15 protein-coding genes are annotated in these 14,606 nt (G+C 56.8%); 13 read left to right on the top strand and 2 right to left on the bottom strand.

Features of this window, described 5'->3' with window-relative positions; translation table 11 throughout:
- Window positions 1-21: 21 nt before the first annotated feature.
- On the bottom strand, window positions 22-759 hold the full coding sequence (locus Q1J88_RS03400; RefSeq protein WP_301116078.1) for an FCD domain-containing protein: 738 nt from the start codon (window positions 757-759) through the stop codon (window positions 22-24).
- Between the two features lie 236 nt (window positions 760-995).
- Between Q1J88_RS03400 and Q1J88_RS03395 the strand changes: the two genes are divergently transcribed.
- The 12 genes from Q1J88_RS03395 to Q1J88_RS03340 all read left to right on the top strand — a co-directional run bounded on the left by Q1J88_RS03395 (window position 996) and on the right by Q1J88_RS03340 (window position 12,361).
- Window positions 996-1,859 carry a VOC family protein gene (locus Q1J88_RS03395; RefSeq protein ID WP_301116077.1) on the top strand — a complete coding sequence of 288 codons (864 nt, stop codon included), beginning with the start codon at window positions 996-998 and terminating at the stop codon, window positions 1,857-1,859.
- A gap of 14 nt (window positions 1,860-1,873) precedes the next feature.
- Window positions 1,874-2,581, top strand: coding sequence for a class II aldolase/adducin family protein (locus tag Q1J88_RS03390; protein ID WP_301116100.1), 708 nt, complete (start codon window positions 1,874-1,876; stop codon window positions 2,579-2,581).
- Entirely contained in the window at window positions 2,578-4,029 is a 1,452-nt protein-coding gene (locus Q1J88_RS03385) for a 2-hydroxymuconic semialdehyde dehydrogenase (RefSeq protein WP_301116075.1), read from the top strand. The genes Q1J88_RS03390 and Q1J88_RS03385 overlap by 4 nt, the downstream gene beginning before the upstream one ends.
- Before the next feature lie 18 nt (window positions 4,030-4,047).
- A complete protein-coding gene (gene dmpE / locus Q1J88_RS03380; protein WP_301116073.1) occupies window positions 4,048-4,833 on the top strand; it encodes a 2-oxopent-4-enoate hydratase in 786 nt (261 codons plus the stop codon).
- A gap of 12 nt (window positions 4,834-4,845) precedes the next feature.
- Complete coding sequence (gene dmpH, locus Q1J88_RS03375; RefSeq protein WP_301116072.1) at window positions 4,846-5,634, top strand: 2-oxo-3-hexenedioate decarboxylase; 789 nt, start codon at window positions 4,846-4,848, stop codon at window positions 5,632-5,634.
- 28 nt (window positions 5,635-5,662) lie between these two features.
- Window positions 5,663-6,610: an acetaldehyde dehydrogenase (acetylating) gene (locus Q1J88_RS03370; protein ID WP_301116070.1), complete on the top strand. Its 948-nt coding sequence runs from the start codon at window positions 5,663-5,665 to the stop codon at window positions 6,608-6,610.
- 18 nt (window positions 6,611-6,628) lie between these two features.
- Window positions 6,629-7,648 carry a 4-hydroxy-2-oxovalerate aldolase gene (gene dmpG, locus Q1J88_RS03365; RefSeq protein ID WP_301116068.1) on the top strand — a complete coding sequence of 340 codons (1,020 nt, stop codon included), beginning with the start codon at window positions 6,629-6,631 and terminating at the stop codon, window positions 7,646-7,648.
- 74 nt (window positions 7,649-7,722) lie between these two features.
- Entirely contained in the window at window positions 7,723-8,889 is a 1,167-nt protein-coding gene (locus Q1J88_RS03360) for an ABC transporter substrate-binding protein (RefSeq protein WP_301116066.1), read from the top strand.
- Window positions 8,890-8,969: 80 nt separating this feature from the next.
- Window positions 8,970-9,890, top strand: a complete 921-nt coding sequence (locus Q1J88_RS03355) for a branched-chain amino acid ABC transporter permease (protein ID WP_301116065.1) — start codon at window positions 8,970-8,972, stop codon at window positions 9,888-9,890.
- Between the two features lie 16 nt (window positions 9,891-9,906).
- Window positions 9,907-10,896 (top strand): branched-chain amino acid ABC transporter permease, encoded by a 990-nt coding sequence (locus Q1J88_RS03350; protein WP_301116063.1) that lies wholly within the window; start codon window positions 9,907-9,909, stop codon window positions 10,894-10,896.
- Entirely contained in the window at window positions 10,893-11,648 is a 756-nt protein-coding gene (locus Q1J88_RS03345; RefSeq protein WP_301116061.1) for an ABC transporter ATP-binding protein, read from the top strand. Before Q1J88_RS03350 ends, Q1J88_RS03345 begins: the two co-directional genes overlap by 4 nt.
- A 14-nt stretch (window positions 11,649-11,662) precedes the next feature.
- Entirely contained in the window at window positions 11,663-12,361 is a 699-nt protein-coding gene (locus Q1J88_RS03340; protein WP_301116059.1) for an ABC transporter ATP-binding protein, read from the top strand.
- Here the strand turns inward: Q1J88_RS03340 and Q1J88_RS03335 are convergent.
- Entirely contained in the window at window positions 12,346-13,392 is a 1,047-nt protein-coding gene (locus Q1J88_RS03335; RefSeq protein ID WP_301116056.1) for an aromatic ring-hydroxylating dioxygenase subunit alpha, read from the bottom strand. The two genes, Q1J88_RS03340 and Q1J88_RS03335, sit on opposite strands and share 16 nt — an antisense overlap.
- A 152-nt stretch (window positions 13,393-13,544) precedes the next feature.
- Between Q1J88_RS03335 and Q1J88_RS03330 the strand changes: the two genes are divergently transcribed.
- The gene (locus tag Q1J88_RS03330) at window positions 13,545-14,597 is read left to right on the top strand and encodes a LysR family transcriptional regulator (protein WP_301116054.1); all 1,053 of its coding nucleotides are present in this window, start codon (window positions 13,545-13,547) and stop codon (window positions 14,595-14,597) included.
- The last annotated feature ends 9 nt before the right edge of the window (window positions 14,598-14,606 follow it).

Below are 14,606 nucleotides of genomic sequence, written 5' to 3'. Positions count from 1 at the left end.
AAGTGTTCGGCGGCGGCAAGATCAGCCGCTGAACATCTCTGCCGGCAGGTGTTTCATGGCCTCGTAGGTCATGCCAATATGCTCGGACAATACCTTGCACGCCGTATCGGCGTCATGTGCCAGAGCTGCGTCGAGTATGGCCTGATGTTCGCGGTGTACGTCTCGAGGAATTGGCTTGTGCATGATTGCCAGTCGACGGTAGCGCTCGGCCTGCTGGTAAAGAATGCCCAGGAAATGGCGGACCCACGCGGAAGTACAGGCACTGATCAAGGCTTGGTGGAATTCGCGGTTGCGCTCTTCCCACTCGTCAAAGTGGTCGTCCTGCTGGCCGTCCAATCGTTTTTCTGCACGATCCAGTCTGTGAAAGGCAGCCACAAGCCGGCTTTCCCACACGTCATCTCCATTTTGCATGGATTGCCTGAGCGCTTCGCACTCCAGCAGGATGCGAGTCTGGGTAATGTCGTGAAAATCGGCAAGTGACATCGGCTTGACATGAAAGCCCCGCTGATCCTGAGCCACTACAAGCGCGTCGGACACCAGTAGCGCCAACGCTTCGCGCAAGGTTCCGGCGCCAACGCCGTATGCATCTTTCAGGTGTTCGACCCGCAGCTTGGTACCTGGTGCAAGCCGTCCTTCGATAATGTCGCGACGCAGGCTGCGATAGGCGGTACCTACAAGGGTCTTGCCCGAGCCGCCGTTTCCGCTGCGGAATTCTGCGGTGACCGGACCGGGCGCTGCGGATTCAATTGGATGATCCATATGCCGTTTCTGCTCTGTCAGTGTTGGATTGGCGCTCGGCCTGTCAGTTGCGGGATGTGGGTGTATTCGGGCCCTTTGCAGGCACGCCATGCTGAGCTATTCTACATGAATGAACAGGTTTATTTATATTTTTCTAAAATCTCGATAAAACTTGTTGACGCCGATATTTTATCAATTTATCCTATAACTGTGCTGAACAGCGCGGGTTGATTAGTCGCTGGAAAGAGGAGACGGCTTTGATTCATTTACACGATATTCGGTATGTCAGGCTTGGCACTGCCGACCTTGATGCTGCTGCCAGGTACGCCACCGATTTGTTGGGTCTGGAAGTGGCACGACGCGACAAGAATGCAGTGTATTTTCGTTCCGACAGTCGCGATCACACCCTATGCTACTTTCTGGGAGACCCCAGTGATCACACTGCTGCCTTCGAGGTAGACACCCCTGAAGAACTCAGCAATGCCGCAGCCGTACTCGAAGCCAAGGGGTATAAGGTTACGCAAGGTCGCGCCGAAGAAGCTGAACAGCGCTATGTGCGCGACTTCATTAATTTCAAGGATCCTTCCGGCAATAGCATCGATCTGGTTTATGCGCCGCATCACAGTGGTCGGCGGTATTTTCCCTCGCGCGATGCGGGCATTACTGGGTTCAGCCATATTGGCTTGCGGACTCTGGACGGCCGGCGCGACGAAGTATTCTGGACCAGCTTGCTGGGCGCCAAGGTCAGCGACCGCATCGGCGATGCTCCGTTATTGCGCATTGATGAAGTTCATCACAAGATCGCCTTGTTTCCCTCTACCTATCCTGGTGTGCAGCATATCAATCACCAGGTAGAAAGTATCGACGACATCATGCGGGCGTATTACATTCTGCGAGAGCGGAATGTACCCATCAAGTTCGGACCGGGGCGCCATCCTACTTCGGGGGCAGTCTTCTTGTACTTTGAAGGTCCCGACGGAATGATCTATGAGTACTCCACCGGCGTAAGGCTCATTACAGAAGAAGACGAGAAAACCTACCGCCCGCGTGCCTTCCCGGCAATTCCTTCATCTTTCTGCATGTGGGGTGCCAAGCCTGACATCCCGGAGTTCAAGTCGTGAGCAGTGCCGGCATCATGTCTGCAGCCGCACAGCAGCAACATCTGCTGCGGCTGGCTGCGCGTGCGCTTGCCAGAGCGAATCTGGTACATGCCTATGGTCATTGCAGCATGCGGCTGGACGATCACCATTTTTTGGTGTGCGCTCCACAGCCCATGGGCCTGATCAGCGACTCTGACAACGGTACTGTGGTCAGTATCGATGGCGAGTTGCCGGATGGTGTGTTGGGCGAGGTACGTATTCATCAGGAAATATACCGGCGTCGTCCCCAGGTCGGCGGGGTGGTCCGCAGCATGCCTCGCGACGTCATGACACTATCGGCGGCGGGGATTACGCCGGCCCCCAGGCACGGCATGGGAACCTATTTTTCTCCCGAAGTACCACTTTGGAATGATGTCCAGCTTATCCGCAACAAAGACCTTGCTCGGGGCGTCGCAGAGACCATGGCTGAAGCACCAGCGGTGGTGATGCGCGGCAATGGCGCCGTCGTTGCGGCCGAGTCTCTGGAAAAGGCGGTGGTACTTACCTGGTATCTGGAGGACGCGGCGCGCATTGAATTGCAGTTGCGATGCGCGGGCCTGGCTTCAGACGATGGCATCATCGCGCCGGCTGCTGCCAGGCAGCGAGCTACCGACGCAGGACGAATCTTTGAACGTATGTGGGAATACCTTATTGCCGGAGACAGCAGTTCATCCGGTGTGTTTATCAACGAGAGCACTCAATGAAAGACTTCAAGAACTTCATCAATGGTCAGTGGGTAACGTCGAATAAAACCTTCGAAAATCGCAACCCGGTCGACAATAGTCTTAATGGACTTGTACACGAAGCGTCGGCTCAGCAAGTCGACGAAGCGGTACGTGCAGCGCGTGCTGCCCTGGGCCCGTGGTCGCGAATGAAAGTGCAGCAGCGGGTCGATCTGCTTCATGCGCTCGTCGACGCAATCGAGCGTCGCTTTGAAGATTTTCTGGATGCAGAAATCAAGGACACCGGCAAGCCACATGTACTTGCCAGCCATGTCGATATTCCGCGCGGAGCCGCCAATTTCAAGGTCTTCGCTGATCTGATCCGCAATATCCCGACAGAAACCTTCCCGATGGACACGCCGGATGGAGGCAAGGCATTGAATTACGGCGTGCGTGTGCCCCGAGGCGTCATCGGTGTGATCTGCCCATGGAACCTGCCACTGTTGCTCATGACCTGGAAGGTCGGTCCAGCCCTGGCTTGTGGCAACACTGTGGTAGTCAAGCCTTCAGAAGAAACCCCCGCGACGGCCACTCTTTTGGGCGAAGTCATGAACGAGGTAGGCATACCCGCCGGAGTTTATAACGTTGTGCACGGGTTCGGACCAGATTCTGCGGGCCAGTTCCTGACGGAGCATCCCGACGTGGACGGCATCACGTTCACCGGTGAAACCGGAACGGGCGAAGCCATCATGAAGGCAGCCGCCAAGGGCGTGCGTCCGGTTTCTTTCGAGCTGGGTGGCAAGAACCCGGGCATTGTGTTCGCCGACGCCGATTTCGACAAGGCCGTCGCCGGCATCACGCGGTCGGCGTTCGAAAACAGTGGCCAGGTCTGCCTGGGTACCGAACGAGTCTATGTACAGCGCCCGATTTTCGAGCGCTTCGTCGAGGCTCTCAAGCAGAAGGCTGAATCGTTCAAAATGGGCGATCCGCGCGAAGAGGGCATGAACTTCGGTCCGCTGGTGTCCCAGACGCACCGCCAGAAAGTCCTCAGCTACTACGAAAAAGCCCGTGCCGAAGGCGCCACGATTGTTACCGGCGGTGGCGTGCCCGATTTGCCCGCTCCCCTGAACGAAGGGGCCTGGGTGCAACCTACCATCTGGACGGGTCTGCCCGAATCGTCGCCTGTCATCCGCGAAGAAATTTTCGGACCGTGCTGTCATATCAGGCCATTCGATACCGAAGAAGAAGTCATCGCTTTGGCCAACGACACCAAGTACGGCCTTGCGGCAACCGTATGGACCCAGGATCTGGGCACAGCACATCGCATGGGCGAAGCCTTGAATGTGGGCCTTTGCTGGATCAACTCGTGGTTCCTGCGCGACCTGCGGACTTCGTTCGGCGGGGCCAAGCAGTCAGGCATTGGCCGCGAGGGGGGTGTGCACTCGATGGAGTTCTATACTGAACTTCGCAACGTCTGCATCAAGCTATAAGACGCTACAGGCAACAAAATGAACGAGCAAAAAATTCAACAATACGGCGATCAGCTTTACGAAGCCCTCGTGTCGCGCCAGGCCATCTCTCCTCTTACCGAGTCCGAGCCCGACATCACCATTCAAGACGCCTATCGCATTCAGCTGCGCATGATAGAGCGGCGTCTGCAGAATGGAGCGGAACAGGTCATCGGCAAGAAGATCGGCGTGACCAGCAGGCCGGTGATGGACCTTCTGAAAGTCGACCAGCCCGACTTCGGACATCTGACCTCTTCAATGGTGTATGGCGATGGCGCTGCCATCGAGGCGGCTTCCCTGATTGCGCCCAAGGCAGAAGGTGAGATCGCTTTCATTCTCAAGCATGATCTATGCGGCCCTGGCATCACGAATGCCGATGTCCTGCGTGCCACTGATTACGTGTTGCCATGTTTCGAAATCGTCGATTCGCGAGTGCGTGACTGGAAGATCCGCATTCAGGATACCGTTGCCGATAACGCCTCGTCAGGTGTCTTCGTGCTGGGTGATGCGGCCGCAGATCCTCGCAAGATCGATCTGTCGCTGGTCGGGATGACGCTCGAAAAGAACGGAGATGTTGTCGGTACTGGAGCCGGGGCGGCGGCTCTGGGTCATCCACTCAATGCCGTTGCCTGGCTTGCCAACACCTTGGGCGAACTGGGTATGTCCTTGCGTGCCGGCGAAGTCATCTTGTCTGGCTCGCTCGCATCAATGATTCCAGTCCAGGCTGGTGACAATCTGCGAGTCAGCTTGGGCGGCATCGGGTCGGTCGGCGTCAGGTTTATATAAGGAATTCACATCATGGCCCTAGATCAGGCAACCATACAGAAACTGGCCGTCCATCTGGACGAGGCCGAAATGCAGTGCAAGGAAGTCACGAAGATAACTGATGATTACCCGGACATGGATTGGGACGACGCCTACGCGATCCAGGACGCCATCCGTGCCATCAAGACCAGTCGTGGTGTGCGAATCACCGGTCTGAAAATGGGCTTGACCTCGCACGCAAAGATGAAGCAGATGGGTGTGGTCGACCCGGTGCGTGGTTTTCTTACCGACTACGGCACGCTGGCTGACGGCGGCGAGTGTGACACGTCGTCGTTGATTCACCCCAAGGTCGAAGCAGAAATCGCTTTCGTTACAAGCAAGCCATTGAAGGGGCCTGGCTGCCACATTGGTGCAGTATTGGCGGCCACCGATTTCATCCTTCCTGGCATTGAAATCATCGACTCCCGTTACAAGGATTTCAAATTCGATCTCAAAAGTGTCGTGGCGGACAACACGTCGGCGGCCCGATACTTGGTTGGCGGCAATGCTCGCAGCCCCATCGGCATCGACCTGAAGAACCTGGGCGTTGTCATGGAAAAGAACGGCGAGGTGGTTGCTACGGCAGCGGGGTCGGCAGTGCTGGGGCATCCTGCTCAAAGCGTGGCCATGTTGGCCAATATGCTGGGCGCACGCGGTGAGGAAATCCCCGCAGGTACCCTGATACTTACCGGTGGCGTCACCGAAGCGGTGGCTGTCGGCAAGGGCGACAATATTACTGTGCGCTACCAGCATCTGGGTTCGCTCTCGTTGCGTTTCGTGTAGTGGCTCGCACATCGACAAAGGAACTGATATGACACAAGCTGGCAAAATCAAAGTAGGCATTATCGGGTCGGGCAATATTGGCACCGACCTCATGATCAAGGTCCTGCGCCAGAGCAAGGGTCTGGAAATGGCGGCCATGGTGGGAATTGACCCCCAATCCGACGGCCTGGCCCGTGCTCAGCGCATGGGCGTGCCGACCACAGCCGAAGGCATCGATGGTCTCGTGGCCATGCCCGGGTTTTCGGATATTCGGATCGTGTTCGACGCCACCTCGGCGGGCGCCCACGAGCGACACAATGCGGTATTGCAAGAGCACGGTGTGCAGGTCATCGACCTGACCCCGGCTGCGATCGGCCCATACGTCATTCCGTCGATCAACCTCGACGAGAAACTGGATGCGACCAACATCAACATGGTCACCTGCGGCGGCCAGGCCACGATTCCCATGGTCAAGGCTGTGTCTGACGTTGCCAAGGTGCACTATGCCGAGATCGTGGCTTCGATTTCAAGTCGTTCGGCAGGCCCGGGTACGCGCGCCAACATCGATGAATTTACAGAAACCACATCCAAAGCCATTCAGGTTCTGGGCGGTGCCACCCGTGGCAAGGCCATCATCATCCTGAATCCTGCCGAGCCGCCGCTCATCATGCGCGACACGATCTTCACGCTGTCCGAACCAGCTGACCAGGACGCCATCCGCGACAGCGTTCAGGCCATGGTGCAGAAAGTGCAAAGCTATGTACCAGGCTACCGGCTCAAGCAAGAGGTGCAGTTCGATCTGTACGACGAGAGCCGGCCGCTTAACGTGCCCGGGTTGGGCAAGCTGACGGGACTCAAGACCTCCATATTCCTCGAAGTCGAAGGGGCGGCTCATTATCTGCCGGCCTATGCAGGCAATCTGGACATCATGACGTCAGCCGCGCTGGCCTGTGCAGAACGCCTGGCAGAAACCCGCATGAGCGGCATGGCCGTATAAGGCTGCAAGGAGCAACATATGAGCGACAAGAAAATCTATATTTCGGACGTTACGCTGCGCGACGGCAGCCACGCTATCCGACATCAGTACAGCCTGGACAACGTACGTCAGATCGCCAAGGCACTTGACGAAGCCCGTGTCGATTCCATCGAGGTCGCGCACGGCGATGGTCTGTCGGGCTCGAGCTTCAACTACGGTTTTGGTGCACATACCGACCTTGAGTGGATCGAGGCGGTGGCCGAGACTGTCAGCCATGCCAAGGTCGCGACTCTTTTGCTGCCGGGCGTGGGTACGGTGCACGATCTGCGCGCTGCCTACGATGCCGGAGCGCGCATTGTGCGCGTCGCTACGCATTGCACCGAGGCAGATATTTCCAAACAGCATATCGAGTATGCGCGTGAACTTGGCATGAACGCCGTTGGCTTTCTGATGATGAGCCACATGAACGAGCCGGCCAAGCTCGCACAGCAGGCCAAACTTATGGAAAGCTACGGTGCCACCTGTGTGTATGTGGTGGATTCCGGCGGTGCCCTGAACATGAATGACGTCCGTGACCGCTTTCGTGCTTTCAAGGACGTACTCAAGCCCGAAACCGAAACCGGCATACACGCTCACCACAATCTGTCATTGGGGGTGGCCAATTCCATCATCGCTGTCGAAGAGGGATGCGACCGCGTTGACGCCAGCCTTGCCGGCATGGGCGCAGGAGCCGGCAATGCGCCGCTTGAAGTGTTCATTGCGGCCGCAGAACGCATGGGTTGGAATCATGGTTGCGATTTATATAAGTTGATGGACGCGGCAGACGACATCGTGCGTCCCTTGCAGGACCGTCCCGTGCGGGTCGACCGCGAAACGCTGGCATTGGGCTATGCCGGTGTCTATTCCAGCTTCCTGCGACATGCCGAAGCGGCCGCAGAAAAGTACGGTCTCAAAACCGTCGACATTCTGGTTGAGCTTGGCCGCCGCCGCATGGTGGGCGGTCAAGAAGACATGATTGTCGACGTCGCTCTTGATCTGCTGCAAAAAGAAAACGCCTGAGCAGAGAGGCACCATCAATTTTAAAGAAGGGCAGGGCCGAATGTCGGTCCTGCTCAAACAACGGGAGACAAGTAATGAAAAAAACCGCGATCGCTGCTTTTGCGGCGGGACTGTTCATGGCCGTTCCGGCTGCTCACGCCGACATCACTGTCGGGTTCTCGGGAGTCTTGTCCGGCCCACAGGGGGTTCTGGGCCAGGATCAGCGCGATGGGTTTCTGCTGGCCATAGAAGAGTTGGGTGGCAAGCTTGGTGGGCAGAAAGTCAACGTGGTCATTGAGGACGACCAGCTCAAACCGGACGTCGGTGGTCAGATCGTTCAAAAGTTCCTTGAGCGCGACAAGGTAGATGCCATTGTTGGACTGGGCTTTTCGAACGTGCTGATGGCAGAACTGCGGCGCATCAAGGACTCCGGTGTCGTGGCAATTGCTACCAACGCCGGCCCGGGCCCCATTGCAGGCCGTCTATGCGCGCCCAACCTGTTTGGTCTTGCCTGGCAGAATGACACCATGTCCGAGGCGATGGGCCAGTACGCGCAAGACGTTGGCCATAAGAATGCTTACCTCATGTCCTCTGCCTATCAGGCAGGCAAAGATAAACTCAATGGGTTCAAACGCTACTTCAAGGGCGAGATCGTAAACGAGGTATACACGCCGCTTGGACAACTGGACTTCTCTGCCGAAATTTCGGCCTTGCAGGCAGCCAGTCCCGAAGCCCTGTTCGTGTTCTACACGGGCGGTACGGGCGTGAATTTTGCACGTCAGGTTCGTCAGGCTGGTGTCATGGGCAAGATACCGGTGTATTCCGAGGGCATGATCGATTCCAACACCCTGGTTTCGCTTAAAAACCAGGCGGACGGCAACATATATGGCGCCACCTGGGCTCCGGTCCTCGATAACCCGCATAGCAAGAAGTTCGTTAAGGCCTTTGAAGGCAAGTATGGTCATACGCCGTCCGAGTACGCGGCCAATGGTTATGACGCAGCCTACTTGCTGGATACCGCTGTACGCAAGCTCAATGGGGATGTCTCCGATCGTCAGGCTTTCGTCAAGGCGGTGAAAGAGGCAGGTTCAGAGTTCCCGACGGTTCGAGGCAAGTTTGCGTTCAATACCAACAATATGCCCATTCAGAATGTCTACGCATTCAAGGCAATCGGCCAGGGTGATGACGTAATGGTCAAACAGGTTGCAACGGTATTCACTGACCACCAGGACGCTTACGTGTCCGAGTGCGACATGAAGTAAGCCGCCGCTGCGCGCTATTTGCGCTGCGCCACGGAGCCGGTTATTCGGCCCCGTGGCAACCATCACCACGGAATGTTTAGATGAATAGTTCCTTGTTTCTTTCACAGCTGCTCAATGGTTTGCAGCTGGGCGTGTTGCTATTCCTGTTGTCGTCGGGTCTCACCCTTATCTTTGGCATCATGAATTTCATCAACCTCGCCCATGGCTCCTTGTACATGATCGGCGCATTCGTTGGCGCAGCCAGCTATAACGCCAGCGGCTCGTTCTTGTTTTCGTTGCTTGCGGCAGTGGCTGCGGCAGCGATAGTCGGTCTGGTTCTGGAGCATCTGGTCGCCCGACCCCTATATCGCAACGATCATCTTTATCAGGTGCTGGCAACGTTCGGGCTGATGATGTTCTTTAATGAACTGGCGATCGTCATCTGGGGGAATCGACCTTATTTCGTGACGATTCCCGAGGTTATCCGTGGCTCAGTGGAAATTCTTGGTGCTCCTTATCCGGTATACCGGCTCCTTATCATCGCCGTGGGAATCGTGGTGGCATTCGGCGCCTGGTTCCTGATACAACGCACGCGCTTCGGCATGCTGGTCAGAGCCGGTACCACACATGCTTCGATGGTAAGCGTACTGGGTGCCAACGTTGACTTGCTCAAGAAATCCCTGTTCATGTTGGGGGCCGCCCTGGCGGGATTGGCGGGCACCCTGGCCGGACCGATCCTGTCTGTGCAGTCCGGAATGGGGGACCCCGTATTGATTCTTGCTCTGGTAGTCATCGTCGTAGGTGGCATTGGTTCCATCCGTGGGGCCCTCTTCGCGGCCATATTGATCGCGGTAATCGATACCCTGGGCCGCGCTTACCTGCCAGCACTGTTGACACTTTTTCTTGCGCCAACCGCTGCCAACACAGTTGGCTCGGCCGTGGCCTCTATGCTCATCTACCTGCTGATGGCGTTTGTCCTGGCTTTCAAGCCCCACGGGTTGATGGTTTCGGCCAAACGTTAAAGCGCAGGAGCACGATATGAATACACGCAACATTACGCGCATCAGCCTGCCGATACTGTTTTTATTGCTGGCTGCATTGCCCTTTGTCGCTCATGCGCTTGATGAGCCGTTTTACGTTACCTTCTTCGCTCGCGTGCTTATTTATGCATTGGCAGCCTGCGCATTGAATATCGTGCTTGGCTTTGCCGGTCTGGTAAGTTTCGGGCACGCCATGTTTATTGGCCTGGGCTGCTATGCCGTCGGCATACTCAGTCATTACGGCATCTCTAACGGCTGGATTCAGCTTGCGGTTTGTATAGCGATCTGCATTGTGGTGGCCGTGCTTGTCGGTTCGGTGTGCCTGCGAACCTCGGGCATAGGCTTCATCATGATCACGCTGGCTTTTTCGCAGATGCTTTATTTCCTGATGGTCAGCCTGACTGTTTTTGGTGGTGATGATGGGCTGAATATTTACGAACCGAGCAATTTTGGTTTCTTCGAACTCAGCGGTAGCGTTGAAGTGTATTGGACAACCTGGGCACTGTTGCTGGCCCTCACCGTATTCCTGTATCGGCTTCGGACGTCGCCGTTTGGCATGGTGTTGCAGGCCACTCATATCAACCCTCGTCGGGTCGACGCCTTTGGTTATTCGGTATTTCGGGTTCAGTTGTCTGCCTATGTGTTGTCGGGCGTGGTCACAGGGCTCGCCGGATTCCTGCTCGCCAACCTTACCGCGTTTGCCGTACCCAACTACATTTCGTGGCATCTGTCAGGCGAGCTGATTGTCATGATCGTAATTGGTGGTATCGGGCTGGTTACGGGTCCGATTTTTGGCGCCCTCGTATTCTTGTCGCTCGAAGAAGTCCTGAAGGGGCTGACAACGCACTGGATGTTGATCATGGGTCCCATCATCGTGCTTATCGCGCTGGCCGGTCGTAATCAGTTTGCCTGGCTCAAGACATTTCTGAATCGGCCACCCAGGGCAAGCGCTGTTCCGCGGGTCAAGACAGCAGGAGAATCACGATGAATGCACCTTCGTTAACCGTAGAACGGCTTGTACGCCATTTCGGCGGCCTGAAGGCTACCGACGAAGTCACGCTTGATGTGCGCCCCGGAGAACTGCATGCGATCATCGGTCCGAACGGCGCCGGAAAAACCACATTGATCAATCTGCTGACGGGCGAACTGGCAAACGACGGCGGGCGTATTCTTGTTGATGATGTCGACGTTACCGAGAAACCTGTGCAGCAGCGCGTTGAACTGGGGCTGTTGCGCTCGTACCAGATCACCTCTGTCTTTGATGCATTTACGGTCCGGGAAAACGTCTGTCTGGCAGCGCGAAGAACGCAGGGAGTTCGCATGGCCGTGTGGAAGCCGCTCACGGGCGACTCAGAAACCATGCAGGTGGCCGATCGCGTAATGACCGATTGTCAGTTGCTTCATGTGGCTGACGAGAAGGCGGCCAATCTGGCGTACGGACAACGGCGGCAGCTGGAAATTGCGATGGCTCTGGCGGCCGGGCCACGTCTGCTGTTACTGGACGAGCCGATGGCCGGAATGAGTGCCGCCGAAGGGGCCGCAGCAATTGAACTGCTGCATACGCTGAAAGGGCAATACACCATCGTCCTGATCGAACATGACATGAATGCCGTGTTTTCATTGGCCGACCGTATCAGTGTGCTGGTGTACGGCAAGATCATTGCCACGGGCACAGTCGACGAAATCCGCAATCATCCCGATGTGCGCAAGGCATATCTTGGTGATGATGAAGACGCCTGATACCAGGAGTACGCATGCTTTCCATACAGAATCTCGCCGCCAAATATGGCCCCTCTCAGGCGTTGTTTGACGTGAGTCTTGACGTTTCTCAGGGTGAGGTGATTGGCCTGATAGGTCGCAACGGCATGGGCCGCACGACGGTCATCAAGTGCCTCTTTGGTTTATTGCAGCCATGTGCTGGCAGCATCCATTTTGACGGAGCCGACCTTGCCGGCTTGCAACCGTACCGGATCGGCCGCATGGGCGTGTCGCTGGTGCCCGAGGGCCGACAGATATTTCCCACACTTACCGTCGAAGAGAATCTGCTCGCAACGGCCTCGAAGTCCGGTGGAAGCAATCCGTGGTCACTGCACACGATTTACCAGTTGTTCCCACGACTGCAAGAGCGTCGCAGCAATATGGGTAACCAGTTGTCAGGGGGAGAGCAGCAGATGCTGGCCATTGGCAGGGCGCTCATGACGAACCCCAGACTGTTGGTGCTGGACGAAGCTACAGAGGGACTGGCGCCCGTCGTCCGGGCCGAAATCTGGAAGGTTCTGCAACGCCTTAAAGAGCAGGGCCTCTCGATGATTGTGGTCGACAAGAACACGAAGGCCCTGCTGCGGCTGTCTGATCGAAATGTGATTCTGGACAAGGGCGTCACGGTATGGCGCGGCACGTCACCCGAGCTGTCTGCTCAGCCCGAGCTCATTACCCGCTACGTGGGGGTTTGAGTTCGTCGGGCAGCCTGTTCATCCCGTATCATCTGCTCCAGTTTTCGTCGGGCCCGGACAGCGCCTGCGTCGCTGGGGAGCAATACTGGCTTCAGCGCGAATAAATCATCGGTCTCCATGGCTTGCTGCTGAGCCCTTAGCATGGGCTCGTCTTCGTTGCTGAATGCATTGTGCATAATAGCCTGGCGACGACTGTTGATCTCTTCGTCATCGACGCAGAACCGTCGGGTCAGCCAATAGAAATAGTGCGAGGTCGTCTCTGTTTCCGGCGTCGCAATGTGTGCATTGTCAGTGCGCAGGCCTTCGCTCTGGGGGTCGTTCTGCGGTGTAATCGTTATATCCAGATGCATGATGGCCGGCGCCTGCCAATGGACGACCGTCCGGAAGTGGACAGGCTGACCCGGTTCCGGCATATGCCGATCATAAGCGGGCGGGGCGCTGTCGTGTTTGCATTCCCACGTGATATGTACCTCGTCGCCATGCTCAGCGACCTGCGGCCTGGCGCGGGTGAAGGCGCCTCCACCCACGGAGTCCGAGTGAACGAAGTCGGCGTGGCTCAGGTCCATTACGTTGTCAGCGATTAACTTGTAGTTGCACCCGGTTCGAAGATAGCCACGTGATCCCGCGCTGGGCGGAGCTGAATGCAGACGTGAAAAGTCTGGCAGACGCGTGCGGTCCGCCAGGCTGGGCTCGCCCATCCATATCCAGGCAATACCGTCCTTCTCTTCGATCACATAGGATTTGACACGTGCCGCGGAAGGAATGGTGTCACTATGGGGGTTGGCAACGCAACGCCCGCTACAGTCGAACTGCAAGCCGTGATAACCGCACTCGATGGCGTCGCCCTTGACGCGGCCCAGGTGCAGGGGCACGAAGCGGTGCGGGCAAAGGTCGTGCAGCGCAGCCAATTGCATATCGCTGCGGCGAAAGAAAACGATGGGCCGATTCAGCAGCTTTCGATGCAACATCTCGCCTGGCTTGATTTCGTCAGCCCAAGCGGCCATATACCAGGCGTTTTCAAGAAATGGCACGACTGTCTCCAGATGGGAACAAACTTCTACTCTAGCTATTGTTCCAGAATATATATAGTGGATTAGGCTTATTTGTACTATTTGGTTTGTTTATAGACTATGCTGGTGGGAGGATGCCGGTTCGTCGGAACCTGCAGACAGGCCTTGGGTATATGGCACTGAAGGAAACGATTCCCGCTGGGCGTGAGATGAAGCTTGACCTGAATTTACTGCGTGTGCTGGTGACAGTACATGACACCGGTAGCGTGACCGTAGCAGCCGCTCGTCTGGGTATCAGCCAGCCGGCGGCCAGTGCCGCGTTAGGGCGCTTGCGAACAGCCCTGAATGACCCCTTGTTTGTCCGCGAGGGCATGCGCATGCGCGCCACACCAATGGCTCTGCGCATCCTGGACAAGACGCGCGAAGTTCTGGAGGTCATTGACCGGGATATTCTTGCTCCCTCCACTTTCGACCCTGCTGCAGCCCAAGGGGAACTGTCGGTTTGCCTGAGCGAGATTGGTGAAGTGGTGCTGTTGCCAGAGTTGTATCATCGGCTACGGCGTGACGCTCCCGGCTTGCTGATAAAAACCGTAAGCCTGGGCCCCGATGAGTTGGAGCACGCGCTGTCGGAAGGCGAGGTAGACATGGCCATCGGTTATTTTCCAGATCTTACCGGTGCGGCCATTTATCAGCAGCGGCTGTTTTCGCATGTGCTGGCATGCATGGTACGGGCGGGCCACGCCATTGAAGGGCAACGCATGAGCATGGCGCAGTTCAGACAGGCCGAACACCTGCTGGTCCGGGACGGCAGCCGCACTATGGAAATGTACGAACGGTACATCCAGGCTCAGGGGATACGCAGAAAGGTCGGCCTGCAGATGTCTCACTACTTAAGCGTTCCTGGTCTGGTCGAAGAGACTGACCTGGTGGTGGTTCTGCCCCGGACCATCGCGCTGGGCTTTTCTCGAAGCCGACGCCTGCGAGTCCTGGCGCCGCCGCCAGGCTTTCCGCGTTACGACCTCAAGCAGTACTGGCATCGCAGGTTTCACAACGATCCACGGCTGATGTGGCTCCGTGCCGTAGTGCGTGAGCTTTACGATGGATTTCTGTCCGATACCTCGGCCGTGCCCTCGGCGTCTGTGCCGGACAACCCTCTGGTACCGACAGGGCGTACCCGTGAACCCCGTCGGCCATCGAGTACCCGCGAAAGGAATCGCAAAGGTTAGAATCTTAGC

This window comes from Pusillimonas sp. (assembly GCF_029263785.1).
GTDB lineage: Bacteria > Pseudomonadota > Gammaproteobacteria > Burkholderiales > Burkholderiaceae_B > Pusillimonas.
This window is presented reverse-complemented; position numbering and strand designations above follow the sequence as displayed.